This is a genomic window from Afifella sp. JA880, assembly GCF_025379905.1.
Lineage (GTDB): Bacteria > Pseudomonadota > Alphaproteobacteria > Rhizobiales > Afifellaceae > Afifella > Afifella aestuarii.
In genome coordinates this window covers 576,631-602,171 of record NZ_JAOANH010000003.1, presented here as the reverse complement: position 1 = coordinate 602,171, position 25,541 = coordinate 576,631, and the positions used below count along the sequence as shown (strand labels likewise).

Annotated in this window: 24 protein-coding genes; 13 read left to right on the top strand and 11 right to left on the bottom strand. The window is 63.7% G+C overall.

Annotated features, from left to right (window positions below; translation table 11 throughout):
* Window positions 1-77: 77 nt before the first annotated feature.
* The 3 genes from fabI to fabA are packed head-to-tail and all read right to left on the bottom strand — an operon-like array spanning window position 78 to window position 2,707.
* Window positions 78-908, bottom strand: a complete 831-nt coding sequence (gene fabI, locus NYQ83_RS15855; protein WP_314733317.1) for an enoyl-ACP reductase FabI — start codon at window positions 906-908, stop codon at window positions 78-80.
* A gap of 8 nt (window positions 909-916) precedes the next feature.
* The gene (fabB, locus tag NYQ83_RS15850; protein WP_128290423.1) at window positions 917-2,143 is read right to left on the bottom strand and encodes a beta-ketoacyl-ACP synthase I; all 1,227 of its coding nucleotides are present in this window, start codon (window positions 2,141-2,143) and stop codon (window positions 917-919) included.
* 36 nt (window positions 2,144-2,179) lie between these two features.
* Window positions 2,180-2,707, bottom strand: coding sequence for a 3-hydroxyacyl-[acyl-carrier-protein] dehydratase FabA (gene fabA / locus NYQ83_RS15845; RefSeq protein ID WP_128290424.1), 528 nt, complete (start codon window positions 2,705-2,707; stop codon window positions 2,180-2,182).
* A gap of 196 nt (window positions 2,708-2,903) precedes the next feature.
* Here fabA and irrA point away from each other — a divergent pair, with 196 nt between their 5' ends.
* Window positions 2,904-3,335 carry an iron response transcriptional regulator IrrA gene (gene irrA, locus NYQ83_RS15840; protein ID WP_128290425.1) on the top strand — a complete coding sequence of 144 codons (432 nt, stop codon included), beginning with the start codon at window positions 2,904-2,906 and terminating at the stop codon, window positions 3,333-3,335.
* Between the two features lie 169 nt (window positions 3,336-3,504).
* The gene (locus tag NYQ83_RS15835) at window positions 3,505-4,620 is read left to right on the top strand and encodes an ABC transporter ATP-binding protein (RefSeq protein WP_261215781.1); all 1,116 of its coding nucleotides are present in this window, start codon (window positions 3,505-3,507) and stop codon (window positions 4,618-4,620) included.
* A gap of 158 nt (window positions 4,621-4,778) precedes the next feature.
* Here NYQ83_RS15835 and NYQ83_RS15830 read toward each other — a convergent pair whose 3' ends face one another.
* A complete protein-coding gene (locus NYQ83_RS15830; RefSeq protein WP_261215780.1) occupies window positions 4,779-6,311 on the bottom strand; it encodes a YifB family Mg chelatase-like AAA ATPase in 1,533 nt (510 codons plus the stop codon).
* Window positions 6,312-6,645: 334 nt separating this feature from the next.
* Here NYQ83_RS15830 and NYQ83_RS15825 point away from each other — a divergent pair, with 334 nt between their 5' ends.
* A complete protein-coding gene (locus tag NYQ83_RS15825; protein ID WP_261215779.1) occupies window positions 6,646-7,341 on the top strand; it encodes a PhoP regulatory network YrbL family protein in 696 nt (231 codons plus the stop codon).
* A 31-nt stretch (window positions 7,342-7,372) separates the two neighbouring features.
* Here NYQ83_RS15825 and gshB read toward each other — a convergent pair whose 3' ends face one another.
* From gshB to rsmI, 3 genes are all read right to left on the bottom strand, one after another.
* Entirely contained in the window at window positions 7,373-8,320 is a 948-nt protein-coding gene (gene gshB / locus NYQ83_RS15820) for a glutathione synthase (RefSeq protein WP_261215778.1), read from the bottom strand.
* Window positions 8,321-8,410: 90 nt separating this feature from the next.
* Complete coding sequence (locus NYQ83_RS15815; RefSeq protein ID WP_092811916.1) at window positions 8,411-8,776, bottom strand: YraN family protein; 366 nt, start codon at window positions 8,774-8,776, stop codon at window positions 8,411-8,413.
* Between the two features lie 17 nt (window positions 8,777-8,793).
* Window positions 8,794-9,657 carry a 16S rRNA (cytidine(1402)-2'-O)-methyltransferase gene (gene rsmI / locus NYQ83_RS15810; RefSeq protein WP_261215777.1) on the bottom strand — a complete coding sequence of 288 codons (864 nt, stop codon included), beginning with the start codon at window positions 9,655-9,657 and terminating at the stop codon, window positions 8,794-8,796.
* 129 nt (window positions 9,658-9,786) lie between these two features.
* Between rsmI and NYQ83_RS15805 the strand changes: the two genes are divergently transcribed.
* From NYQ83_RS15805 to polA, 3 genes are all read left to right on the top strand, one after another.
* Window positions 9,787-10,980 (top strand): penicillin-binding protein activator, encoded by a 1,194-nt coding sequence (locus NYQ83_RS15805; protein WP_261215776.1) that lies wholly within the window; start codon window positions 9,787-9,789, stop codon window positions 10,978-10,980.
* A 155-nt stretch (window positions 10,981-11,135) separates the two neighbouring features.
* Window positions 11,136-12,206 carry an acyltransferase family protein gene (locus tag NYQ83_RS15800; protein WP_128290433.1) on the top strand — a complete coding sequence of 357 codons (1,071 nt, stop codon included), beginning with the start codon at window positions 11,136-11,138 and terminating at the stop codon, window positions 12,204-12,206.
* Window positions 12,207-12,323: 117 nt separating this feature from the next.
* Window positions 12,324-15,371, top strand: a complete 3,048-nt coding sequence (gene polA / locus NYQ83_RS15795; RefSeq protein ID WP_261216212.1) for a DNA polymerase I — start codon at window positions 12,324-12,326, stop codon at window positions 15,369-15,371.
* Between the two features lie 163 nt (window positions 15,372-15,534).
* On the opposite strand, the gene NYQ83_RS15790 is transcribed toward polA, so the two are convergent.
* Window positions 15,535-15,855: a hypothetical protein gene (locus tag NYQ83_RS15790; RefSeq protein ID WP_092811922.1), complete on the bottom strand. Its 321-nt coding sequence runs from the start codon at window positions 15,853-15,855 to the stop codon at window positions 15,535-15,537.
* A gap of 261 nt (window positions 15,856-16,116) precedes the next feature.
* Here NYQ83_RS15790 and NYQ83_RS15785 point away from each other — a divergent pair, with 261 nt between their 5' ends.
* Window positions 16,117-16,755: a hypothetical protein gene (locus NYQ83_RS15785; protein ID WP_128290434.1), complete on the top strand. Its 639-nt coding sequence runs from the start codon at window positions 16,117-16,119 to the stop codon at window positions 16,753-16,755.
* Between the two features lie 33 nt (window positions 16,756-16,788).
* On the opposite strand, the gene NYQ83_RS15780 is transcribed toward NYQ83_RS15785, so the two are convergent.
* Complete coding sequence (locus NYQ83_RS15780; protein WP_261215773.1) at window positions 16,789-17,535, bottom strand: sulfate transporter family protein; 747 nt, start codon at window positions 17,533-17,535, stop codon at window positions 16,789-16,791.
* Window positions 17,536-17,583: 48 nt separating this feature from the next.
* Between NYQ83_RS15780 and NYQ83_RS15775 the strand changes: the two genes are divergently transcribed.
* Complete coding sequence (locus NYQ83_RS15775; RefSeq protein WP_261215771.1) at window positions 17,584-18,597, top strand: adenosine kinase; 1,014 nt, start codon at window positions 17,584-17,586, stop codon at window positions 18,595-18,597.
* 155 nt (window positions 18,598-18,752) lie between these two features.
* Here the strand turns inward: NYQ83_RS15775 and hslU are convergent, their stop codons facing one another.
* Window positions 18,753-20,063, bottom strand: a complete 1,311-nt coding sequence (gene hslU / locus NYQ83_RS15770) for an ATP-dependent protease ATPase subunit HslU (RefSeq protein WP_128290437.1) — start codon at window positions 20,061-20,063, stop codon at window positions 18,753-18,755.
* Window positions 20,060-20,626 carry an ATP-dependent protease subunit HslV gene (hslV, locus tag NYQ83_RS15765; RefSeq protein WP_261215769.1) on the bottom strand — a complete coding sequence of 189 codons (567 nt, stop codon included), beginning with the start codon at window positions 20,624-20,626 and terminating at the stop codon, window positions 20,060-20,062. Before hslV ends, hslU begins: the two co-directional genes overlap by 4 nt.
* 190 nt (window positions 20,627-20,816) lie before the next feature.
* On the opposite strand from hslV, the gene hisB reads away from it, so the two are divergent.
* From hisB to NYQ83_RS15740, 5 genes are all read left to right on the top strand, one after another.
* The gene (gene hisB, locus NYQ83_RS15760; RefSeq protein ID WP_234630008.1) at window positions 20,817-21,410 is read left to right on the top strand and encodes an imidazoleglycerol-phosphate dehydratase HisB; all 594 of its coding nucleotides are present in this window, start codon (window positions 20,817-20,819) and stop codon (window positions 21,408-21,410) included.
* 2 nt (window positions 21,411-21,412) lie between these two features.
* Complete coding sequence (locus NYQ83_RS15755) at window positions 21,413-21,940, top strand: DUF2628 domain-containing protein (protein ID WP_261215765.1); 528 nt, start codon at window positions 21,413-21,415, stop codon at window positions 21,938-21,940.
* Window positions 21,937-22,578 (top strand): imidazole glycerol phosphate synthase subunit HisH, encoded by a 642-nt coding sequence (gene hisH, locus NYQ83_RS15750; RefSeq protein ID WP_261215764.1) that lies wholly within the window; start codon window positions 21,937-21,939, stop codon window positions 22,576-22,578. Before NYQ83_RS15755 ends, hisH begins: the two co-directional genes overlap by 4 nt.
* Window positions 22,579-22,585: 7 nt before the next feature.
* Window positions 22,586-23,320, top strand: a complete 735-nt coding sequence (gene hisA, locus NYQ83_RS15745; RefSeq protein WP_261215762.1) for a 1-(5-phosphoribosyl)-5-[(5-phosphoribosylamino)methylideneamino]imidazole-4-carboxamide isomerase — start codon at window positions 22,586-22,588, stop codon at window positions 23,318-23,320.
* 96 nt (window positions 23,321-23,416) lie between these two features.
* Window positions 23,417-25,384, top strand: a complete 1,968-nt coding sequence (locus tag NYQ83_RS15740; protein ID WP_261215761.1) for a putative bifunctional diguanylate cyclase/phosphodiesterase — start codon at window positions 23,417-23,419, stop codon at window positions 25,382-25,384.
* Window positions 25,385-25,541: the final 157 nt, after the last annotated feature.

The following is a 25,541-nucleotide window of genomic DNA, read 5'->3' as shown; positions in this document are numbered from 1 at the left end:
CGGGAGAGGTTGTGGGAAACGGGGATATCGGCGCGGTTAAATGGCAAGCCGACTAAGCCTCGAGGTCCGAAAGCGGCCTATTCGGAGGCCGCTTCCTCGTCGATGATATCTTCTTCCCGCTTCAGCATCTCCAGCCGCGGCATGGAGACGGTGCTGTAACCGGAATCGACGAAATGGATCTCGCCCGTGACCGCCGCCGAAAGATCGCTCAACAGATAAAGGCCGGCACCGCCGACATCCGAGATCGTCACGGCCCGGCGCAGCGGCGAATTTGCCCGCTGATAGTTGAACATGAGCCGCGCATCGGAGACGCCCGAACCGGCAAGCGTCCGCACCGGGCCCGCCGAAATCGCGTTCACGCGAATGCCAGCCGTGCCGAAATCGCTCGCCAGATAGCGCACAGAGGCCTCGAGCCCGGCCTTGGCGACACCCATCACGTTGTAATTCGGCATGACACGGGTCGAGCCCGCATAGGTCAGGGTGAGCGCGGAAGCGCCCGGCGACATCAACGGCGCCGCCCGGCGCATGATGTCGGTGAAGGAGAAACACGAGATCACCATCGTGCGCACGAAATTCTCGCGCGATGTATCGACGAAACGGCCCTTCAGCTCGGCGCGGTTCGAGAACGCGATGGCGTGGACGAGGAAGTCGAGCTGTCCCCAATCGTCGGCGATCTGTGCGAACACGGCGTCCATGGAGGCGTCGTCCTCGACGTCACAAGGATAGACGCGGGTCGAACCAACGCTTTCGGCCAGCGGCTTCACGCGTCGGCCAAACTGTTCGCCCTGATAGGTGAAAGCAAGCTCGCCGCCATGTTCGGCAACCGCCTTGGCGATGCCCCAGGCAATCGAATGATCATTGGCGACACCCATGACGAGGCCGCGCTTGCCTTCCATCAGGCCTTTCACTTGAGACATCAGGAACCGAGCCGTTGAAACACCAAAGTGGCATTGGTGCCGCCAAAGCCGAAGGAATTCGACAAGGCTGTGTTGATCTCCACGCCGTCGCGCCGCTCGCGCAGAATCGGCATGTCGGCGAAGGCGGGGTCCATCTCCTCGATGTGAGCGCTCTCGCAGATGAAACCGTTTTGCATCATGAGAAGCGTGTAGATCGATTCCTGAACACCCGTGGCGCCTTGCGAATGGCCGGTGAGCGACTTCGTCGCCGCAATCGGCGGGCATGCATCGCCTGAGCCGAACACCTCGCGGATCGCCTCGATCTCCTTGAGGTCACCGACCGGCGTCGAGGTCGCGTGTGGATTGATGTAGTCGATTTTCTCGCCGACGTTCTGCAGCGCCATGCGCATGCAGCGGATCGCCCCCTCGCCGCTCGGCGCGACCATATCGACACCATCGGAGGTGGCGCCATAGCCGACAATCTCGGCATAGATCTTGGCGCCCCGCGCCTTGGCGTGCTCCAGCTCCTCGAGCACGAGGACGCCCGCCCCGGCGCTGATGACGAACCCGTCGCGGTTCTTGTCGTAAGCCCGCGAGGCAATGGCTGGACGATCGTTGTACTTCGTGGACAGCGCGCCCATGCCGTCAAACAGTACCGACAGGGTCCAATCGAGCTCCTCGCAGCCGCCGGCGAACATCACATCCTGCTTGCCGTACTGAATCTGCTCGCAGGCATTGCCGATGCAATGGTTGGACGTAGCGCAGGCCGAGGAGATCGAATAATTGACGCCCTTGATCTTGAACCAGGTCGCAAGCGTCGCCGAAGCGGTCGACGACATGGCTTTCGGCACGGCGAAGGGGCCGACCTTTCGCGAGGAACCAGCCTCACGGGTCTTGTCGGCCGCCTCGATGATGGCACGGGTCGACGGCCCGCCGGAACCCATGATGATGCCGGTGCGCTCGTTGGAGATGTCGTCCTTCTCGAGGCCCGAATCTGCGATCGCCTGTTCCATCGCGACGTGGTTCCAGGCCGTGCCGCCGCCGTGGAAACGCATGGCGCGCCGATCCACGACCGTGCTGGCATCGAGCGTCGGCGCGCCGTGCACCTGACTGCGCAGGCCATGCTCGGCATAAGACGGCGCGAACACGATCCCCGAGCGCGCTTCCCGCAGGCTGGTGAGAACCTCCTGCGTATTGTTGCCGATCGAGGATACGATCCCCATACCGGTGACGACGACCCGTCGCATCACCTTCTCCCTTTGATAGTCCGGTCCTGGCGCGCCTTACGCGGTGGCGACAGCCTGATTCGCTGTAAACAGCCCGACCTTCAGATCTTTTGCGCGGTAAATGACTTCTCCGTCGGCCTTCAGCCAGCCATCGGCGATGCCGAGCGTGAGTTTGGAGCGCAGGATGCGCTTCAGCTCTATTCCGTACTCCAGTCGTTTGACGGTCGGAAGAACCATACCGGAGAATTTCACTTCTCCGACGGAGAGCGCGCGGCCCTTGCCCGGGGCACCGAGCCAGCCGAGGAAGAAGCCGAGAAGCTGCCACAGGGCATCGAGACCCAGGCAGCCTGGCATCACCGGATCGCCATGGAAATGGCAGGGAAAGAACCAGAGGTCGGGACGGACCTCCATCTCGGCACGGATCCGCCCCTTGCCATATTCGCCACCTTCGTCAGCAATCTCCGAAATACGGTCGAACATCAGCATCGGCGGCAGCGGCAATTGCGCATTGCCCTCCCCGAAAAGCTCTCCCCGCCCGCAGGCAAGAAGGTCCTCATACTCGAAATGGCTGCGCCGCTCATTCATTGCATTGGTCTTTCTGTGAGGCGGGTCATTTGGGTTCCTTAACGACAACTCGCTACCTAACATACCGCGCCGCGTAGCGAAACCGAGCCGCGCGGCAACAGCGACACAGCGTCAGAGTTGTCAGAACGATACAAATTCGCATATAGGGCTAAAGGCAGCGTCCTATAAACTCTTTGACTGCCGAGAGCGAGCTGAGATGACGGCTATACACAACCACAATTCGCCTGAGCAGCTGACCCGTTGGCTGCGTCGTGCCGGTCTGCGGCCGACGAGACAGCGTGTGGCCCTGGCCGGCTTGCTGTTCAAGAAGGGTGATCGGCATATTTCCGCAGAGCTTCTGCACGAGGAAGCGCAACTGATGCGGGTACCGGTCTCGCTTGCGACGATCTACAACACCCTGCATCAGTTCACCGAAGCCGGGCTGCTGCGAGAAGTCGCAGTCGATGGGGCGCGGACCTATTTCGACACGAACGTCTCCGACCACCACCATTTCTTCGTCGAGGGGGACAATTCCCTTATCGATATCGATGGTCCGGTGAGCCTGACGCAGGTTCCCGAGCCCCCAGAAGGCATGGAAATCACCGCCGTCGAGGTCGTGGTGCGGGTGCGACGCCGGACAGACGCCTGAGACGAAAGCCAGGTTGCAGTTCCTCAGTCGTAGCGGCCTAAGAGAGCTTTGCGCCGGACGGAGTTGCAGCCTCTCGCCCCATCGGGCGTTTCCCAGACAATTGCTTGCAGCGAAGGGCCGGCGGCGCCTTCGCTAAACGGCGATCGGTCGTCAAATGGGAGGAGCTTCGATGGCCAATGTCAGGCTGAGCGGCGTCGATAAGGCCTTCGGCAAGGTCAAAGTGCTCGAGGGCATCAACCTCGACATCGAGGATGGGGAATTTGTCGTCTTCGTCGGCCCATCCGGTTGCGGCAAATCCACGCTTTTGCGCGTGATCGCCGGGCTTGAAGACATCACGCGCGGCACGCTCGAGATCGGCGGGGAGACTGTCAACGACCGCACTCCGAAAGAGCGCGGTATCGCCATGGTGTTCCAATCCTACGCGCTCTATCCGCATATGAGCGTTTACGACAACATGGCCTTCGGGCTCCGCCTCGACAAAGGGGCCGGGCGCGATGCGGTGGACAAGCGGGTTCGCGAGGCGGCGCGCATTCTCCAGATCGAGCCCTATCTCGACCGGCTGCCGAAGGAGCTTTCCGGGGGCCAGCGCCAGCGCGTGGCGATCGGGCGCGCGATCACCCGGGACCCGGCGGTCTTTCTCTTCGACGAGCCCTTGTCGAACCTCGATGCGGCGCTGCGCGTGCAGACGCGCATCGAGATCGCCCGTTTGCACGAGAAGATGCCCGACACGACCATGATCTACGTGACCCACGACCAGGTGGAGGCGATGACGCTCGCCGACCGCATCGTCGTGTTGAACAAAGGCCAGGTCGAGCAGGTCGGCACGCCGTTGGAGCTCTACCACCGGCCAGACAATTTGTTCGTGGCGAAGTTCATCGGCTCGCCCGCTATGAACATTCTAGCTGCCACCTTCAGCACCACGCAGGATGGGCTGCGGGTCGCGCCTGAAGGCGGCAGAGACTTCACTCTCCCACGCCCCGAGGGGATCGCCATTTCACAAGGCCCTGGCCATCTCGGTGTCCGCCCGGAAAGCCTCCGCCTCGCGGAAGCCGGCGAGCACACACTGATCGAAGGCGAGGTGACGCTGGTGGAGCTTCTGGGCGAGGTCACGCTCGTCTACGTCGATATCGGCCGCCAAGACGATCCCGTGGTGGCGAAACTTGCAGGCGAAGTGGCGGTCGAGCGCGGCAAAAGCGTGCGTCTTGCTGCCAATGCCGAAGATTTGCAGCTCTTCGACGCAAACGGCCGGGCCCTTCGATACGAAGGACTGCAGAAAGCCGCCTGACCGGCCGTTTTTCGCGGACGAGCCACACGGGCGATCCCGCTCGGGCGAGGACGCATGGCGCCGCTCTCTTCTGCGGATGATCGCGGGAAGAGGTTCGAGCGCCCCTTTGCGACATCACTCGGCCTTTGGTTGCCGCGGCTTTTCCGCGGCTGCGCGCCTCATGCGGCCGCGGCAAGCAGAGACGCGCTCTGGCGGTAGCTCAAGGCCTCCGCCACATGGATGCGGCGCACCTTTTCCTCCTGGTCGAGGTCGGCGAGTGTGCGCGCGACCTTGAGGACGCGGTGGTAGCCGCGCGCCGATAAGCCCATCGCTTCCGCGGCATCGCGAATGAGACGGGCACCGGCCTCGTCTGGAGCTGCGACATCTTCCACCACGCGACTGCCGGCGCGCGCATTGATGCGCAGGCCCGGCAGGCCGCGGGACATATAGCGCTCCGCCTGCATCGCACGCGCCGTCGCCACACGCTCGCGCACGGCCGCACTAGGCTCCGCCTCGGCGGGTCCGATCAGATCGATGGCAGAGAGTGCAGGCACCTCGATCCTGAGATCGATGCGGTCGATCAAAGGCCCGGAGAGCCGGGCCTGATAGTCGGCGGCGCAACGGGCGCCGCGCCGGCAGGTGTGCCCGGGCTCGCCCGCCATGCCGCAGCGACACGGGTTCATCGCCGCAATCAACTGAAATTCAGCCGGGTAGGTGACCCGGTGATTGGCGCGCGCGATGACGGCCTCGCCGGTCTCCAGCGGCTGGCGCAGCGAATCGAGCACGGCCGGCGTGAATTCCGGCAATTCATCGAGGAAGAGCACGCCGTGATGGGCAAGCGACACCTCGCCCGGACGCGCATTGATGCCGCCGCCGACCATCGCCGCCATGGAGGCCGAATGGTGCGGTGCCCGATAGGGTCGCTGGCTCGACAGCCGCCCGCCGGCAAGTGTCCCGGCGATTGAGGAGATCATCGACACGTCGAGGAGCTCGCGCGGCGCAAGCGGCGGCAGGATCGAAGGCAGCCGGCTCGCCAGCATCGATTTGCCGGCCCCCGGAGGGCCGATCATCAGCATGTTGTGGCCACCGGCTGCGGCAATCTCCAACGCCCGTTTGGCGCTCTCCTGGCCGCGGATCTCTGAGAGATCGGGAAGGGCCTCGCTCGCGGCGCGAAGTGCGGGCTTGGGCTGAGACAGGACCTGACTGCCGGCGATGTGATTGGCAAGCGCAATCAGGCTCTTCGGCGCCAGAATGGCGAGTTCTTCACCGGCCCACGCAGCCTCCCCTCCGCAGGTGGCGGGGCAGATGAGCCCCTTCTTCAGCGCATTGGCGCTGATGGCGGCCGGCAGCACACCCGCCACCGCTTCGATGCGACCGTCGAGGCCGAGTTCCCCAAGCACCACGTGATCGCCGACGGCATCGGCCGGAATGGCGCCCATTGCCGCCATCAGGGCGAGCGCAATCGGCAGATCGTAATGGCTGCCTTCTTTCGGAAGGTCTGCCGGGGCGAGATTGACGGTGATGCGCTTGGCCGGAAGCGCGAGACCCGACGCATGAATCGCCGCCTGCACACGTTCCCGGCTTTCCGCCACCGCCTTGTCGGGCAAGCCGACAATGTTGAAGAGCGTGCGCCCCGGCGCGATCAGCACCTGGACATCGACGGGGATCGCCTCGACCCCGCGAAAAGCCACTGTCGTAACGCGAGAAACCATGATCCCCACCCCCGTTCTGATTGCAGAATGACTCAGCTTTCAGACGTTGACAAGAACGAAAAAGGAACGCGGCTCAGGAGGCGCACCTGTTGCGCAAGAGAAACAATATGAAACGCATCAGTCACTTCTTTGCGTTTCCAACCCAGCCGCCCTTGTCACGCCCATCTCTGGGGACTTTATGAAAAACACATGACATTCGCGGCGGATCGACGCTGCGCGTGCGAACAGGCGGCCGGGGCACATGGTCTGCGATTCGATTGAAAAGAGGCGCGCTTCGGAGCGCCTAAGGGCGTTTTTTGCGCCGGTTTGGGCGTTCGTCGCCGGACCGGAAACGATGCGCGCGCAAGCGGACCGGCGGTCCGAGGCGGGCACCGTCAATCTCAGCCAGGCGATCCCGTTTGCGCGCGGAGGCCGACGGCTCTGCTTTGTCGATCCCTCGCGCAAAGATCGCGGGATCAAGGTGCGGCGACCGGATTACACGCTCGCCGACCAGCGCCGGTCAAAGGCTGCATGGAAGCGTCTGCGACCGCTCGTGCGCTTCGACGACAACCGCCAGGACGAGCACATTTTGCGCCGCCTCGGTCAGGTCCGCGGCGAGGCAGCCTTCGCGCATGTGGCGCGGCAGTTCGGCTTCGTGCCGACGACCCTCGGGATGGGGCTCTCGGTGGAGCTCATTCGCGATGGCGACGGCGAGATCTCACGCACGCTCGAAAGCTATCTGACGATCCACGGCTATTCGCCGGAATGTCAGGCGGCCGTCGAGACGTTTTGCGACCATCTCGTCACGTATCGCGTGCCGACGCGAAAAATCATGTTGTGCAATGTTCTCGTCCAGGAAGACGTCGACGGGCAAATCCGCCGGCTCGTCCTCATCGACGATTTCGGCACGACCAATTATTATCCCTTCTTTCTGCGTACCGACGCCTCGCAAGAGCGCAAGGTGTTGCGCAAGGTCGACGATTTCGTCGCCCGCATTCACGGCTTTGTCGCCGGCGAGGTGATGCCGTCGGCCGTCTCGCTTCTCGTCTAAGCCAGACTTGAGGGCGGGGGTTCTGCCCCCGTCAGCCCGCGCAGCGCTGTTCGATCGCGTCCCACACCATCGCAGCCGCATCGATATCCGAAAAACGCTGCAGCTCGCGGATGCCTGTGGGCGAGGTGACGTTGATCTCCGTCATCACGTCGCCGATCACGTCGATGCCGACGAGGATGAAGCCGCGCGCCTTGAGTTCCGGGCCGATGCGGGCACAGATTTCCCGGTCGCGATCGGTGAGTTCGGCGGCGACGGCCTTGCCGCCGACATGCATGTTGGAGCGCGCATCACCCACCGCCGGGATCCGGTTGATCGCACCGGCGGGCTCGCCGTCGACGATGATGATGCGTTTGTCGCCCTTGCGGATCTCAGGCAGATAGCGCTGCACGACGAAGGGCTCGCGGAAGGTCGTCTCAAAAAGTTCGATCAGCGAGGACAGGTTTTCGTCCCCCTCGCTGATGCGGAAAACCGCGGCACCGCCATTGCCGTAGAGCGGCTTCAGGATGATGTCGCGGTGCTTTTCGCGGAAGGCGCGGATCGCCGCGATGTCGCGGGAGATCAGCGTCTCCGGCATCAGATCGGAAAATTCGGTGACGAAGAGTTTTTCCGGCGCGTTGCGCACATGGGCCGGATCGTTGACGACGAGGGTCTTCGGATGAACCCGCTCCAAGAGATGCGTCGCCGAGATATAGGCCATGTCGAAGGGCGGATCCTGGCGCATTAGGACGACATTGAAATCTTCGAGCCCGAGCTGCTGTTCCACCTCATCGAGCTCGTAATGGCGGCCGACTTCGTCGGCGACGCTCACCGCCCGCATGCGGGCAAAGACGCGGCCGGCTTCCATCGAAAGGTGCCGCGGCTCGTAATAGAAAAGGCTGTGGCCGCGCTTTTGCGCCTCCAGCATCAGCGCGAAGGTCGTATCGCCGCGAATATCGATCTGAGCGATCGGATCCATCTGCACTGCGACTGAAAGGGCCATTGGTCTCTCCGTTCTTATAGCTTCTGCGTTAGCCGCGCTTCATTCCCGATGCAATCAAGTGGCCCGATGCAATCGAGTGGCCGGAGGCAATCAATTGGGAGGGCGAAAGGCGTCCGCAAGATGCCGGGGCAAACGAAAAGGGGAAACGAGAACGAGATCGAAGCGCTGCGTGAACTCCATGGCGGCGGGATGCCGCGAGGTCCAAACGCTTGCGGCGGCGCCGATGCGCCTTTCGCTGCGTGGGGTGAGCGCCCAGTCTGCCGCCTCTCTTTCACCGCGAAGCTTCACCTCGACGAAGGCGACGGTGCGGCCGCGACGGGCAATGAGATCGATCTCGCCAAGTGGCGTCCGGTAGCGGCGTGCGAGGATCCTATACCCCTTCATCATGAGGAAGAGCGCCGCCGCCATCTCGGCCATATGGCCCTGTCGGTAGGCCCGGCGTCGCTTGTCGCTCATTCAGTGCCCCCTGTCTCTCACTCCTTGCCGAGCGACAGCGCACGCTGATAGAGCGCACGCCGCGGCAGGCCGGTTTCCTCCGCAACCTCGCGGGCGGCATCCTTGACCCCCATCGTGCCGAGACGCTCGGCGAGCATGCGGTCGAGATCGGCCTCATCGAAGCCTTCACCCGCCTCCCTGGGGGCTGGGGGCCCAATCACGACGACAATCTCACCTTTGTCCTGTTCGCCCGCCGCGTCGGCAAGATCGGCGAGCGAACCACGAAGGAACGTCTCGTGCAGCTTCGTCATCTCCCGGCACAGACAGACGGGCCGATCTCCGAGGATCTCTTTTGCGTCGCGGGCGAAAGCCTGGAGCCGATGCGGCGCTTCCAGAAGAACGAGGGCGAAGGGAAGATCGGCGAGCCGCCGAAGCGCGTCGCGCCGGGCTTTCTCCTTCGCCGGCAGAAACCCCAGAAAGAGCGTCGCCTCGGCCGAAATCCCGGCAACGCTCAGGGCCGCGGTGAGGCTCGAGGCCCCCGGGATCGGATGGACGGCAACACCATCGGCGACCGCACGCGCGACGAGCCGCGTGCCGGGATCGGAGACGACCGGCGTGCCGGCATCCGTGACGAGCGCCACGGCCTCGCCCTCCGCCATCAGCTTCACGAGGCGCTCGTCGACATCGGGATGGGAATGTTCGTGATAGGCGGTGAGGCGGCTGGTGATGCCGTAGCGCGACAGGAGTTTGCGGGTGACCCGGGTGTCTTCAGCCGCGATCACATCGGCCGCGGCCAGAACCTCCAGCGCACGGATGGTGATGTCGCCGAGATGGCCGATCGGCGTTGCCGTGACATAGAGGCCCGGCTCGAGATGCGGCGCCGTCAGTTCGTGGCCCCGCATGACGAAAATTCTATCTCTGTCTCCGGCCATTCTCTGCGGCTGCCCTTGAGACGGCGCCACGCGCCGCTTATGACAAATGCCTAGGATCCAAAAGGGTGCCTGGCAACCATTCCGGGCGGGAGAGACGACGTGTTCAGGCGAAATTTTTCGATGCCGAATGGCCTTTTCGGCTGGTTCGCGACAGCGCTCGTTTTCCTGTTTCTGGCAGGGTGCACCTCGATGTCGGGGAATGGCGGCGGCAATCTGCCGGTCGATCAGGGACCTGCCGCACCCACCGGAGAGGTCATCGGCAGCGGCACCACGCGGGTCGCCATGCTTTTGCCGCTGACGGCGACGGGCAATGCCGGCAATGCCGCACGGGCCTTCCGCAATTCCGCCGAGATGGCGATGAGCGACTTCCCCAACGTGCCGATCTCCCTCATCGTCTATGACACAGGCGGCACGCCGGCAGGCGCGCAGGCGGCCGCCGAAAAGGCCGTCTCGGAAGGAACCAAGATCGTTCTCGGACCGCTTTTCGCCTCATCGGTCAGCGCCGCAGCACCCGTGGCGCGCCGCGCCAATGCGCCGATGGTGGCTTTCTCGTCCGACACCGCGGTTGCCGGCCCGGGCGTTTATCTCCTGAGCTTCCTGCCGGGCTCGGATGCTGAACGCATCGTCTCCTATGCAGCGAGAGAAGGGCGGGAATCCTTCGCCGCGCTCCTGCCCAACAACGCCTATGGCACCGTCGTCGACGCGGCCTTCCGCCAGGCGGTCGCCAATGCGGGCGGACGGGTCGTCGCGATCGAGCATTACGACCTCAACGACACCGACATCCGGGCGAAGACGGCCGATATTGCGGCCATTTCCTCGCGCATCGATGCGCTTTTCATTCCGGACGCCGGCCAGGCGCCAGCCCTCATCTCGCAGGCGCTCGGCTCCGCCGGCAGCAATATCAAGCTTCTCGGCAGCGGCCAGTGGAACGATCCGGCCGTCCTCAACAATGGCGCGCTCGCCGGCGGCTGGTTCCCGGCGCCGACGCGGCGCACCTTCGACGGGTTCGCCGCACGCTACCGGGCGGCCTATGGCTCGGAGCCGCCGCGCAACGCGACGCTTGCCTACGACGCCACGGTTCTGGCGGCCGGGCTGGTGCGGCAGAATCCCAACGACGCCTTCTCTGCCAGCCTTCTCACCAATGCGAACGGTTTCAACGGTGTCGATGGCGTCTTCCGGCTCAAATCGGACGGCACCAATCAGCGCCAGCTCGCCGTCTACGAGGTCACCGGCTCGGGCGCGCGTCTGATCGACGAAGCCCCCCGTTCCTTCTCCGGCGCCGGCGGTTTCTGATAGCCGAAGATTGCGGCATGCGGCCCGCCGGGCTTGGCGGAGCGGCCCTTTGGCCGCAATGCCTGCAATTTTAACTGTCTTTTAGAATATGTCGCGACGCCGCGGAGCAAGCTTCGCATAGTAGACGGGGTTTCTTCCGAAAGAAGGATCGCGCCATGGATGCGGCCGGCACAGCGACCACCTCAGCACGAACGCGCGTCGCATGGGTCGATGTCGCCAAGGGGTTTTGCATCATCATGGTGGTGATGATGCATTCGACGCTGGGGGTGGAGAAGGCGGTCGGCGCCAACGGCTGGATGAATTACGTCGTCGAATTCGCCCGCCCCTTCCGGATGCCCGACTTCTTCATGATTGCAGGGCTTTTTCTGTCCGCCCGCATCACCGCGCCCTTGCGCCTCTATGTCGACCGCAAGATCCTGCATTTCGCCTATTTTTACGTGCTCTGGCTCACCATCCAGTTCGTTCTGAAGGCGCCCGAATTCGCCTCGGATTATGGCTGGGACGGCGCTTTGCTGTTCTACCTGAAGAGCTTCGTAGAGCCTTTCGGCACGCTCTGGTTCATCTACCATCTGGCGATCTTTTTTGCTGTGACGCGCCTCGTTCATGGCCGCGTGCCGGCTTGGCTCGTCTGGCTGGTGGCGGCCGGGCTTGAAATCGCGCATATCGACACCGGCTCGATGCTGATCGACGAATTCGCCTCTCGCTTCGTCTATTTCTACACGGGCTTCATCCTGGCGGATGCGATCTTCCGTTTTGCAGACCGTGCCGACCGACATCTCCTTTTCGGTGTCGGCTATCTCGCGGCCTGGGGCGTCCTCAACGCGGCCTGCGTTTTCGGCGGCATCTCGAAGCTTCCCGTCGTTTCGCTCGGCCTTGGTTTTGCGGGGGCGGTCGCAGTCTGCACCTTCTCCGTCTTGCTGGCGAAGACGCTCGTCTCGCGTCCTCTCACCTATCTCGGCGCCAATTCGATTGTCGTCTATCTCGCCTTCTTCCTGCCGATGGTGGTGACCCGCACCGTCCTTTTGAAGCTCGGCCTCATCACCGATATCGGCACGATCTCGCTTCTCGTCACCGCGGCGGGCGTCATCGGCCCGGTCATCTTGTATGAATTCACCCGCCGCACCGGCTGGGGCACATTCCTCTTCGTACGGCCCGCCTGGGCCCGGATCGACCAGCCCTGGCGCAGCAAACCCGGGCAGAAGGCGGCGATCGCCCCGGCGGAGTAAATCTCCTCTTCGCAGGGGATGCCGCCTGGGCCGGATCGGTTCTGCTTGAAATCGGAGGCGCGGCAGTCAAATCTCCGCGCCATGAGCTCCTCCGAAAAATCCGCCTCCGGCGCCGGCATGACATCCGGCGATCATCTCGTCCTCGTCGACGGCTCGGCCTTCATCTTCCGCGCCTTCCATGCCCTGCCGCCGTTGACGCGCAAATCCGACGGCCTGCCCGTCGGCGCCGTCTCCGGCTTCTGCAACATGATCTGGAAGCTCCTGCAGGAAGGGCCGACGCCGGAAAAGGGCGACGAACCCACGCATTTCGCCGTCATCTTCGATTATTCGGCGAAGACGTTCCGCAACGAGATCTACCCCGAGTACAAGGCGCATCGGCCCGAACCGCCGGAGGATCTCGTTCCGCAGTTCAGCCTGATCCGCGACGCCACGCGCGCCTTCAACCTCGCCTGTGTCGAACAGCAGGGATGGGAGGCGGACGACCTCATCGCCACCTATGCGAAGCTCGCCTGTGAGGCCGGGGCGCGCACGACCATCATCTCCTCCGACAAGGATCTGATGCAGCTGATCGGGCCCACCGTCATCATGTTCGACACGATGCGCGACCAGCTGATCGATGCCGAATTCGTCATGCAGAAATTCGGCGTCTTCCCAGACAAGATGATCGATCTGCAGGCGCTGACCGGCGATCCGACCGACAATGTGCCGGGGGTGCCGGGCATCGGGCCGAAGACCGCCGCACAGCTCCTGCACGATTACGGGGATCTCGAAACACTTCTCTCCCGCGCATCGGAGATCAAGCAGAACAAGCGCCGCGAGAACCTCATCGAATTTGCCGAGCAGGCGCGCATCTCCAGAAAGCTCGTCGAACTTTCCACGAGCGTGCCACTCGAGGTGCCGCTCGGCGATCTCGCCGTGGAAAGCCTCGATGCGGCGAAAGCGATCGGCTTCTGCAAGGCGATGGAGTTCAACACGCTGACGCGCCGCATCGCCGAAAAGATGGAGGCCGATGCGGCGGCGATCTCAGCGCCGACACTCGAGATCGCGGGGTGGGGCGCAGGGCCCGCCGCGCACGGCCCCGACCTTGCCGAGACGAAGGGGGACGGCACGGGCAGTGTTGCAGCGCCTGTCGACGGCGCCTTCGCCGACGAACGCGGCTTCCTGGCGGCCCCCGCCGATCTTGCGCGCCAGCGCGCCGAGACGGCGACTGAACCGAAGATCGATCCAGGCTCTTACGAATGCGTGCGCACGATCGAGGCGCTTGAGGCCTGGATCGAACGTGCCTACGCGGCGGGGCGTCTTGCCTTCGATACGGAGACGACGAGCCTCAATCCTTTGCAGGCGACACTGTGCGGCGTCTCGCTCGCCGTCGCGCCAGGTGAGGCGTGTTACGTGCCTCTCGGACACCGCCGCCCCGATGCGGCCCCCCATTCCGACCTGTTTGGCGGGGGTGCGGAGACGGAAAAGGCTCGTGAAGCCGCAGCGGAAGGCGGTGTGGACGGCGGTGCCGACTCACTCTCTTTTTCCGATTCAAGCGATAGTGACTATACGCAGATCGGGGAAGCCAGGGCTCTCGAACTCCTGAAGCCGCTCCTGGAAGATCCGACGATCCTCAAGATCGGCCAGAACCTCAAATACGACTGGCTGCTCCTCAAAGCCCGCGGCATCGAGATCGCGAGTTACGACGACACGATGCTGATTTCCTACGCGCTCGATGCCGGTTTCGGCCAGCAGCACGGCATGGATATTCTGTCGGAACGCCATCTCGGCCACAAGCCGATCGCCTATAAGGACGTCTGCGGCACGGGTCGCGACAAGGTCACCTTCGACTTCGCGCCGATCGACCGCGCCACCTCTTATGCCGCCGAGGACGCCGACGTCACACTGCGGCTTTGGCTGGTCTTGAAGCCGCGCCTTGCTGCCGAAGGGCTCGCCAATGTCTACGAGCGGCTGGAACGGCCGCTTCTGCCGGTACTCGCCCGCATGGAAGAGCGCGGCATCAAGGTCGATCGCGACATCCTCTCGCGCCTTTCCGGACGCTTTGCCCAGAAAGCGGCAGGGCTCGAAGCGGAGATCGTCGACATGGCGGGCGAGAGCTTCAACATCGGCTCGCCAAAGCAGCTCGGGGAGGTTCTCTTCGGCAAGCTCGGCCTGCCGGGTGGCCGCAAGACCAAGGGCGGGCAATGGTCGACGGACGTCAAGGTGCTGGAGGATCTCGCGGCCGAGGGCCATCCCCTGCCGATGAAGATCGTCGCCTGGCGCCAGCTCACCAAGCTCAAAGGCACCTATACCGACGCCATCCCCTCCTATCTCGACACACGCGGGCGCGTGCACACGTCTTATTCCCTCGCCTCCACGACGACGGGCCGGCTCTCCTCCTCAGAGCCGAACCTGCAGAACATTCCTGTCCGAACCGAGGAGGGACGCGAAATCCGCACCGCCTTCGTGGCGGAGGAAGGCACCCGGCTCGTCTCGGCCGATTATTCGCAGATCGAACTTCGGATTCTCGCCCATATCGCGGAAATCCCGGCGCTTCGCCGCGCCTTCGAGGACGGGCTCGACATTCATGCGATGACGGCCTCGGAGATGTTTGCAACGCCGATCGAAGGCATGGACCCGATGATCCGCCGCCGCGCCAAGGCGATCAATTTCGGCATCATCTACGGCATTTCGGCCTTCGGCCTCGCCGCCCAGCTCGGCATCGGCCGCGAGGAGGCGGGCGACTACATCAAGACCTATTTCAAGCGCTTCCCGGGCATCCGCGATTATATGGAGGAGACGAAGGAGAAAGCGCGCGACAAGGGCTATGTCGAGACGCTCTTCGGGCGCCGCGCACATTTCCCGAACATCAAGCACTCCAACCATTCGATCAGGTCAGGGGCGGAACGCGCGGCGATCAACGCGCCGATCCAGGGATCGGCGGCCGATATCATCCGCCGCGCCATGATCCGCATGGAAGATGCCCTCGCCGAGGCCAAGCTTTCCGCGCGCATGCTCCTGCAGGTGCATGACGAACTGATTTTCGAAGTGCCGGAGGAAGAGGTGGAGGCGAGCCTTCCCGTCATCCGCGAGGTGATGGAAAAGGCGGCCGAGCCGGCCGTGGCGCTCAGAGTCCCGCTGCAAGTCGATGCGCGGGCTGCCGACAATTGGGAAGCGGCGCATTAGGCAGCCGAGCTAGTGCCCGCATCGTCAGCGAACCGGACAGGCGCCAACATGGCGCAGCGTTAGTCTGACATGCGCGCGCCCGGCCTCACCTCATCGGCGAGACCGGGCGCGGTGCAATCCTGCGGCCGGCATGCGTCGACCGCAATCGACAACGAAGCTTCCGTTACGCGGCGGTGCCGCCGGCACCGTTCGCAGGACCGGCCGGGGCCAGATCCAGGACTGCGCCCGATGCCTTCGGCTCGATCGGCTGCAGCTGCTTGCGTTCCTCGTCGGTCCAGGTGGCGATATGGATCACCGCCGCCGGCTCGCCGGGCTGGTTCGGATCGTTCACCGGTTCCAGGACGAGAAGGCCGGTGTTGTCGACGTAAAACGTATGGTCGCCGAAGTTCTGCTTCAGCGGCTCCATAGCCGGGTTGTCTTCCGGAATGGGTTCGGCACCCACGGTCTCACGGACCGCGGCAATCTGGTTGTCGCTGAGTTTCAAGCATAGCCCCCAAAGTTCGGGGTTCGGACCCGACGCCACCGAACGTCTGCGGGTCCATCTGTTGGGCGAATAGGCGGCGCCATTCCTCGCAGGTAGGCGCCCCACCTGGCTCCGCAAGGGGCGGAAAGCGCGCCCGACGCGTTTTTATGCAGCCATTTCGTGTATTTTTGCAGTTTGACGTTGTTCCAGAGGCTTCACATTGTGGGGAACAGCGAGAGGAGGCTCGGGTTTCGCCCATGAGCCAATTCCGAGGAGATAACGATGGCCGCATCGAAATCGGCGCGCATCAAGACGCTCCTGGAGCGTCACGGCACCACCTATTGCGACGAACTTGGCATCCCGATCGCCAAGAATACGCCCTCCCCCCTGTTTCGATGGCTGACCGCCTCGATCCTGTTTTCCGCGCGCATCAGCGCCGACAACGCCTTACGTGCGGCAAAAGCGTTGGCGGACGCCGGCTACACCACGCCCGACAAAATGGCCGCCGCGAGCTGGCAGGACCGCGTCGACGTCCTCACCTCGCATGGCTATGCCCGCTATGACGAGAGCACGTCGCGGATGCTCGGTGAGACCTCGGAGCTCCTTCTCGACAAATATCGTGGCGATCTCAGGAAATTGCGCGACGCGGCCGACGAGGAGCCGGCCCGGGAACGCAAGCTCCTGAAAGAGTTCAAGGGTCTTGGCGATGTCGGCGTCGACATCTTCTTCCGCGAGGTACAGCCGGCCTGGGACGAACTTTTCCCGTTCGCCGATAAGAAGGCGCTCGCCGCCGCCAAAAAGCTCGACCTGGGCGAGGACGCCGAGGAGCTCGCAAAACAGGTGTCCCACAAGGATTTTCCGCGCCTTGTCGCGGCGCTCGTCCGAGCCGATCTTGCGCGCGACCTCAATGAGATAGCCTGAGGCGCAGGCGGCGGCAGGTACGCCAGCCGGCGTTCAGGCGGGAGCGAGCAGCCCGCCGGGTCTGCGCTCAGCTTTTTGGATACGCTTGTGCACATGCACCATGAAGGCGGTGGCGAAAAGCGGCGCCAGGAGATTGACGAGAGGAACGGCGGTGAAGCCCGCGATCACGAGGCCCGCCAGAAAAATACGGCCGGAATGCCGGAGCCTGAGGATCTTCGCCACGCGCCGATCGTGAAAACGCCGCGCCGCGAGATCGAAATATTCCCGGCCGAGAAGATAGCCGTTGGCGACAAAGAAGATGACGACACCGAAGCCGACGAAGAGGACGAGAGGCAAGGCGACGAGATTGACGCCGACGACCACGAGCGTGAACTGCAACGTGGTGAGAATGCCCTCCATCAAGGGGAGCGCCCTTCCCACCGGCTCGCTCGGGTAATGGTTCTTCTCAACCACCTCAGCGATCTCGTCGAGGAAAATGCCGGCGAAAAGCGAGGTTGCCGGAGCCGCCAGGAAGGCAAGCCCGACGACGAGACCGATGCCGGAGACGATCGTCAGACCGGTTTCGAGCCAGGGATAGGGCAGCGCCAGAAAGTGCACGACGAGCCCTTCGAGAACGAGCCACAAGACCAGCAAGAGCCCGAGCGTCAGACCGACCGACTTCCACAACACGTTGCGGAACGGCGGCGAGAGGATTTCTTCCAGAGAGCGTTGGGCGTCGTCGAACATGGCCGCGAAGAGATAGGAAAAGCGCGACGGCCGGGCAAGCGGCGAGATTTGCAAAGCACCGCACGATCGGCTACCGCGCAAAAACCTTTTGGAGGGGAGCGAATGGCCGAACGAAAATACGATGTCCTGGCGATCGGCAATGCCATCGTCGATGTGCTGGCACAGGCGGACGATGCTTTTCTCGTCAGCGAAAAACTCGTCAAAGGCTCCATGCATCTGATCGAGGCCGATCGCGCCGAGACGCTTTACGACACGATGGGTCCGGGCCAGCTCATCTCCGGCGGCTGCGCCGGCAATACGGCGGCAGGTGTCGCCTCTCTGGGCGGTGCCGCAGCCTTCATCGGCAAGGTGGCGGACGACGAGCTCGGCCATTTCTACCGCCACGACATGCAATCGGTCGGTATCGCCTTCCCCGCGAAGCCGCTGGCGGAAGGAGCGCCGACGGCGCGCTGCCTCATTCTGATCACGCCGGATTCAGAGCGCACCATGAGCACCTATCTCGGTGCCTGCCAGGAGCTCACCGCGGCAGACATCGACAAGGCGACGGTGGAAGCTGCGGAAATCACCTATCTCGAAGGCTATCTCTGGGATCCGCCGAAAGCCAAGGAAGCGTTCCGCACAGCCTCCGAGATCGCCCATGGCGCCGGCCGCAAGGTGGCGCTCACCTTGTCGGATTCCTTCTGCGTCGACCGCTTCCGGTCGGAATTCCTGGAGCTGATGCGCAGCGGTGTCGTCGACGTCGTCTTCGCCAACAACCATGAGGTTCTGGCTCTCTACGAGACGAGCGACCTTGCGACCGGCATCGAATCGCTCGCGGCGGATGTCGGCCTTGCCGCCGTCACGCTCGGCGCGGAAGGCTCGCTCGTGGTGCGTGGAGGCGAACGCATCAACGTCCCGGCACCCGAGGTCGAGACGATCCTCGACAAGACCGGCGCCGGCGACCTCTTTGCCTCCGGCTTCCTCTTCGGTCTTGCCCGCAACGCGCCGCTCGGCCGCTGCGCTGAGCTCGGCTCGCTCGCCGCGGGCGAGATCATTTCTCATCTCGGCGCGAGACCTCAGGCCTCGCTTCGGAGCCTCGCGGAACAAGAGCGTTTGTTGGCAGGGCTCCCAGCCTGAGCCTGCAAAGCTGATAAACGCTTTTATGCTCAGATATTTAGAATATCAGTCAATCGACTGACTAAAAAAGCGGGGCGCGATCTGATGTCGTGCCCCGCTCGTATTGCAACCCGAAGCTTCGTCCGGCCGGCCGGTGCGAAGCTCAGGACAAAAGCCTAGAGAATGAAGCGGCTGAGATCGGCGTTTCGCGCCAGATCGCCGACATGCTCCTCGACATAAGCAGCATCAATCGTGACCGTCTCGCCATGGCGATCGGGCGCCGTAAACGAGATCTCGTCGAGGATCCGCTCCATCACGGTCTGAAGCCGCCTTGCGCCGATATTCTCCACGCTGGAGTTGATCTCCACACCGAGCCGCGCGATCGCGTCGATGGCGTCATCGGTGAATTCCAGCGTCACGCCTTCGGTCGAAAGAAGCGCCACATACTGCTTCACGAGGCTTGCTTCCGTCTCCGTGAGGATGCGGCGGAAATCTTCCTCCGTCAGCGCCCTGAGCTCCACGCGGATCGGCAGGCGGCCCTGCAGCTCCGGCAGAAGGTCCGACGGTTTCGAAACGTGGAAAGCGCCTGAGGCCACGAAGAGGATGTGGTCCGTCTTCACCGGCCCGTGCTTGGTCGCAACCGTCGTGCCTTCGACGAGCGGCAAGAGATCGCGCTGCACGCCCTCGCGGGAGACATCGCCGCCGGCGCGCCCATCGCGAGCGCAGATCTTGTCGATCTCATCGAGAAAGACGATGCCGTCGTCCTCCACCGCGCGGATGGCCTCCTGCACGATCTGGTCGTCGTCGAGGAGATTGTCGGATTCCTCGGCGATCAAGAGATCGTAGGAATCCTTGACGAGCGTCTTGCGCGTCTTGGTTCGGCCCTGGCCGAAGGCTTTGCCCAGCATCTCGCCGACATTCATGACGCCAACGGAAGCACCCGGCATGCCCGGCACCTCGAAGGCGCCCATCGGATTGGAGACGTCGCGCACCTCGATCTCGATCTCCTTGTCATCGAGGAGACCTTCGCGCAGCTTGTGGCGGAAGCTGTCACGGGTCGTCGGGCTCGCATGCTGGCCGACGAGCGCGTCGAGAACCCGCTCTTCCGCCTGCAGATGCGCCTTTGCCTGCACTTCCTTGCGCTTCATCTCGCGCACCATGGCGATGCCGGCCTCGACGAGATCGCGGATGATCTGTTCGACGTCGCGGCCGACATAGCCGACCTCGGTGAATTTCGTCGCTTCCACCTTGATGAAAGGCGCATTGACGAGCTTTGCGAGGCGGCGCGAAATCTCGGTCTTGCCGACACCCGTCGGGCCGATCATCAGGATGTTCTTCGGCAGAACCTCTTCACGCAGCGGGCCTTCCAGCTGCTGGCGGCGCCAGCGGTTGCGAAGGGCGATGGCGACGGCGCGCTTCGCCTCCTTCTGGCCGATGATGTAGCGGTCGAGCTCCGAAACGGTCTCGCGGGGGGAAAAGGTTGTCATGAGGCGGACTCCGCCGTGAGGCTTTCGACGATGATGTTGTGATTGGTGTAAACGCAGATCTCGGCTGCGATCTGCATGGCGCGGCGGGCAATGTCCTCCGCGTCGAGATCGAAATCGCCGAGCGCCCGAGCGGCGGCGAGAGCGTAATTGCCCCCGGAACCGATGGCGGCCACACCTTCCTGCGGCTCCAGAACGTCGCCGGTGCCGGTCAGAACCAGCGTCGTCTGCTTGTCGGCGACAATCATCATCGCTTCCAGGCGCCGCAAATAGCGGTCGGTGCGCCAGTCTTTGGCGAGCTCCACGCAGGCGCGCATGAGCTGGCCCGGATATTGTTCAAGCTTGGCTTCAAGCCGCTCCAGAAGCGTGAAGGCGTCCGCGGTCGCACCGGCAAAACCGGCGATCACATCGCCTTTGGCGAGCGGGCGGACCTTGCGGGCATTGGCCTTCATCACGGTCTGTCCCATGGTCACCTGGCCGTCGCCTGCGATCACGACTTTGTCGCCCTTGCGGACGGTCACGATGGTCGTGCCGTGCCAGGGGGCGGCGGGATCGAATTCTGTCACTGATTGCTCCTTGTCAGCGGATGCGGGTGAGCCGTGGAGGCCTCGACCGGCACCCCCTCTTTTCGTGCAGGTTGGCCCCTATTTAGGCATGCGCGGCCGGCCTGCAAACGCGCTGCGGCATGTCGGGTGCGTACAGCGCATTTGCAATGGTCCCGCCCGCTGGTAAGACGGGCGGCGAAGGAGAGCCATGATGCGCAAGGCCGAGCTGAGCCGCGACACCAGCGAAACCAAGATCAGCCTCGCCATCAATGTCGATGGCGGCGGCCGCTACGATGTCGAGACGGGCATCGGATTCTTCGATCACATGCTGGAGCAGCTCTCGCGCCACTCCCTGATCGATCTGACGCTGAAGGCCGATGGGGATCTCCACATCGACCAGCATCACACGGTCGAAGATGTCGGCATCGCGCTCGGCCAGGCGCTCGACCGCGCCCTCGGCGATCGCCGCGGCATCACCCGCTACGCCTCGCTCGATCTCGCCATGGACGAAACGCTGACACGTGCGGCCGTCGACGTGTCGGGCCGGCCCTATCTCGTCTGGCGCGTCGGCTTTGCGCGCCACAAAGTGGGCGATTTCGACACGGAGCTCTTCAAGGAGTTCTTCCAGGCGTTTGCCCAGAACGCCCGCATCACGCTCCACATCGAGAATCTCTACGGCGAGAACGCCCACCATGTCGCCGAGACCTGCTTCAAGGCGGTGGCACGTGTGCTGCGACAGGCGCTTGCGCTCGATCCGCGCATTGCCGACGAGATTCCCTCCACCAAGGGCACGCTGACGGCTTGAGCATGTTTTCCAGGACGACCCATTACACGGTGCATCTGCCGCCCGAAAAAGAGGGCGTCGATGAGGCCCTGCGCGCCGTCTTCATCAAGGACGGGATGAACTGGCCGGCGCTTTTCATCCCGTTTCTGTGGCTACTCTACCGGCGCATGTGGCTGCCGCTCCTGCTCTACCTCGTAGCAAGCGGGGCCGTTGCGGCACTCGGCTTCCGCTTCGGGGAAGCGGCAGCGCAATGGTGCGGCCTTCTCTTTGCGATCCTCTTCGCGCTCGAAGCCAACAATCTCCGCCGCTGGTCCCTGTCGCGCCGCGGCTGGCGGGAGGCTGGGGCGGCCTGTGGCCGTTCTGAGGACGAGGCCGCGATCCGCTTCTTCGGCGGGCGGGAAGACGAATTCGCCGCGCCGGCGCCGACCACCGCCTCGCGGCCCGTCGTTCCCGAAGTTGCGCCGGCCCGCCCGCGCGGGCGTCCATGGTCGGCCGCCGGCGATCGCGACACGCCGGAGGTCATGGGGCTCTTTCCGGAGAGGGGCGGATGAGCGTTGCGATTATCGATTACGGTTCGGGCAATCTGCGCTCGGCCGCCAAGGCGTTTCAGCGGTCTGCGCGCGAAAGCGGCTATGCCGGTGAGGTCGCCGTCACCTCCGACCCGGAGGTCGTGCGGCGCGCCGACCACATTGTTCTGCCGGGCGTCGGCGCTTTTGCCGATTGCCGCCGCGGGCTCGACGGCGTTCCTGGAATGGTGGCGGCGCTCGAAGAGGCCGTCATGAAGGTCGGCCGTCCTTTTCTCGGCATATGCGTCGGCTGCCAGCTGATGGCGACACGAGGGCTTGAGAAGGAAACAACGGCGGGCTTTGGCTGGATTCCGGGCGACGTGGTCGAGATCAGCCCGAAAGATCCAGAACTCAAGATCCCGCATATGGGCTGGAACGAGCTCGTCGGGCGCCATTCCCATCCGCTTCTCGCCGGCATCGACGAGGCACTCGATGCCTATTTCGTCCATTCCTACCACGTCGTCGCGGCCGTTCCCGAACATGTGCTGGCGACGGCCGATTACGGTGGGCCGGTCACGGCGATGATCGGTCGCGACAACATCGCCGGCACGCAGTTTCACCCCGAAAAGAGCCAGGCGCTCGGCCTGGCGCTGATCGCCAATTTCCTCAACTGGCGCCCGTGAGGCCGCAATGATCCTGTTTCCCGCGATCGATCTGAAGAGCGGCGAATGCGTGCGCCTGAAGCGTGGCGAGATGGGCGAGGCGACGACCTACAACGCCGATCCTGCGGCGCAGGCACGCGCCTTCGCCGATATGGGTTTCACCTGGCTGCACATGGTCGATCTCGACGGGGCCTTCGCCGGCGAAAGCCGCAACGGTGCGGCGGTCGAAGCGGTGCTGGCAGCCGCCGGCGACCGTCTCAAGGTGGAGCTCGGCGGCGGCATCCGTTCCATGGCGCAGATCGAGGCCTGGCTCGAAAAGGGTGTGACGCGAGTGATTCTGGGCACGGCAGCCTTGCGCGATCCGGACCTGGTGAAGGACGCGGCGGGGCAATTTCCAGGGCGCATCGCCGTCGGCATCGATGCGCGCGACGGAAAAGTTGCGGTGGAAGGCTGGGCGGAAACCTCTGACATGGAGGCGCAGGACCTCGCCAAGAGCTTCGAAGACGCCGGGGTCGCGGCCATCATCTATACCGACATCGAACGCGACGGGGTTCTCGCCGGGATCAATTGGGAGGCGACGATCGCGCTTGCGGAGCATGTCTCGATCCCGGTCATCGCCTCCGGCGGTCTCGCCTCGATGGCCGATATCGTGCGCCTCACCATGCCCGATGCTGCGAGCCTCGAAGGCGCCATTACCGGCCGGGCACTGTACGATGGCCGCATCGATCCTGACGCTGCACTTCAACTGCTCAACGCGCTCTGAGACGTAGCCTTTCATTCACCACGCCATAGCGGGCAATTCGATTAATTACACCCTGCGCGTATGACATTTTCGCCTGCGCAATGTAAGGTTGCCAGAATGTCGTCCGGTCGTGGTTTCCTGTCTGGTTTCGTGCTCCTGATCCTGCCCGTCGTGGCGGTTGCCGCGGCGATCTGGGTCGGGTCGGATACGATCGAACGCGGCTTGCAGCTGAACGCCGCCAATATGACGTCAGCCTGGGCAGAGTATATGACCACCAGCATCGCTGATCTGGAGGAGATCGCGGCTGGGGCAGAACCGTCTCCGGAAACGCTGGCGACCCTCAACAAGATGCGAGAGTCGGCCGAGGTCTTTCGCTTCAAACTGTTCGGGCCGAACGGCAAGCTCCGCATGATCCTGGACGATCACGAGCTCTCAGCCGCGGACAAGGCATCTTTGGCGCAGCACAATCCCGAAGCCGCGGCGGCGGCTGAGGGAGGCGCGATACGGATCGAAGTCGCGCATGGCACGCCGCCCGAGCGTCCCGCCTATTATTCGGAAGCTTATGTGCCTCTGCGCGAGGACGGCAAAACCATCGCCGTCGCCGAGATCTACGTCGACCAGACGGACGAATTCGAGGCCATTCAGGCGACCGTCGCCCGCAGCGCGATCCTTCTGTCCATCATCATTCTGATTGCCTCAGGCGTTCCGGTCTTCGGCTTCGTCCAGCGCTACAACGCCAAGCGCCGGGCCGATGCGCGGGCAGCATACGCGGCTGAGCATGACGGCCTGACGGGCCTTCTCAATCGCAGCGGTTTCATTGCCCGAAAGCGTGAGCTTCTTGCCAAGCCGAAGCCCGTCGTGGTCGTCTCGCTCGGGATCGATCGCTTCGGCGCCGTCAACACCGCTTTCGGACCGGAGCGAAGCGATTACATTCTCTTGGAAGCGGCGGAGAGGCTGAAAAGCCTGGCCGAGCCCGAAGCGATCGTCGGCCGCGTCAGCGGTACGGAATTCGCCTTCGCCATGAACGTCAACGATTTGAAGGAGGGCGCGCGCCTTGCCGAGCGCGCCCTGAAACTCATCCGTCGGGGATTCGTGGCCGATGGCCATGTCATCAATCTCACGGGGAGCGCAGGGCTCACCCTTGCCGAGAAGGGCGAGCATCCCGGCAGCCCCTTGTCGCGCGCCAATGTCGCCATGTGCCGTTCACGGGCGAAGGGCGGCGACCGGCTCACGATCTTCGATCGGCGCATGGGCGCGGAACTCGAAGCGGGACGGGATCTGGAAACCGTGCTGCGGGCCGCCGTGGAGCACGAGCGTTTCGAACTCTATTATCAGCCGATCTTCACGGCAAAAGACCACGCGCTCACCGGGTTCGAAGCCCTGCTGCGCATGCCGAACGGGGAAGGCGGTTTCGTCTCGCCGGCACGGTTCATCCCGCTTGCCGAGCAACTGGGTGTCATCCACCGCATCGGCCGTCTGGCGCTCAACCGGGCCTGCGAGGCGGCAAAGACCTGGCCCGAGGGATACAAAGTCGCAGTGAACCTTTCGCCGGTGCAGTTCGATGCCCGCAACATCGTGGAGATCGTGCGTCAGGCCCTCGCCAAGAGCGAACTTCCCCCCGAAAAGCTCGAGCTGGAGATTACCGAAGGCGTTTTGTTGATCGATTCTCTCGACGCCGTGCAGCAACTGAGCCAGCTCCGCGACCTCGGCGTGAAACTGGCGCTCGACGATTTCGGCACGGGTTTTTCTTCCCTCGCTTATCTCTGGAAGCTTCCGGTCGATAAGGTGAAGATCGATCAGTCCTTCCTGCGCGCAATGGAGTCGCAAGACGATGGAGCGGCGGCGATCATCCGCTCCATCGTCGTCCTCGGCCATTCGCTCGGGCTGGTCGTGACGGCGGAAGGCGTGGAGACGTCTGAACAGCTCGATTTTCTCGAAGAGATCGGCTGCGATTTCTTGCAGGGCTACCATCTCGGTCGGCCGGCATCGGCGGAAGCCGCGGCGAGCCTTGCCCGCAAAGATGCGGAGGAACGCGGCGGCCAAAATGCCGATCGAGCCCGCGAGCACGGCGCCCCGGTTTCCTGACTGTGGTTTCCTGACAGCGCCACGTATGAGGCGACGATGAGCCCCCAAGGGCCCGGATCGTCGTCTTCTTCAAAAAATCCATCCGCGATGGCTTGTTGTAACGCACCTTATGCCGCCGCTATAAGGGCCGCCGTTGCGCATCCGCGCTGAAGCTGAA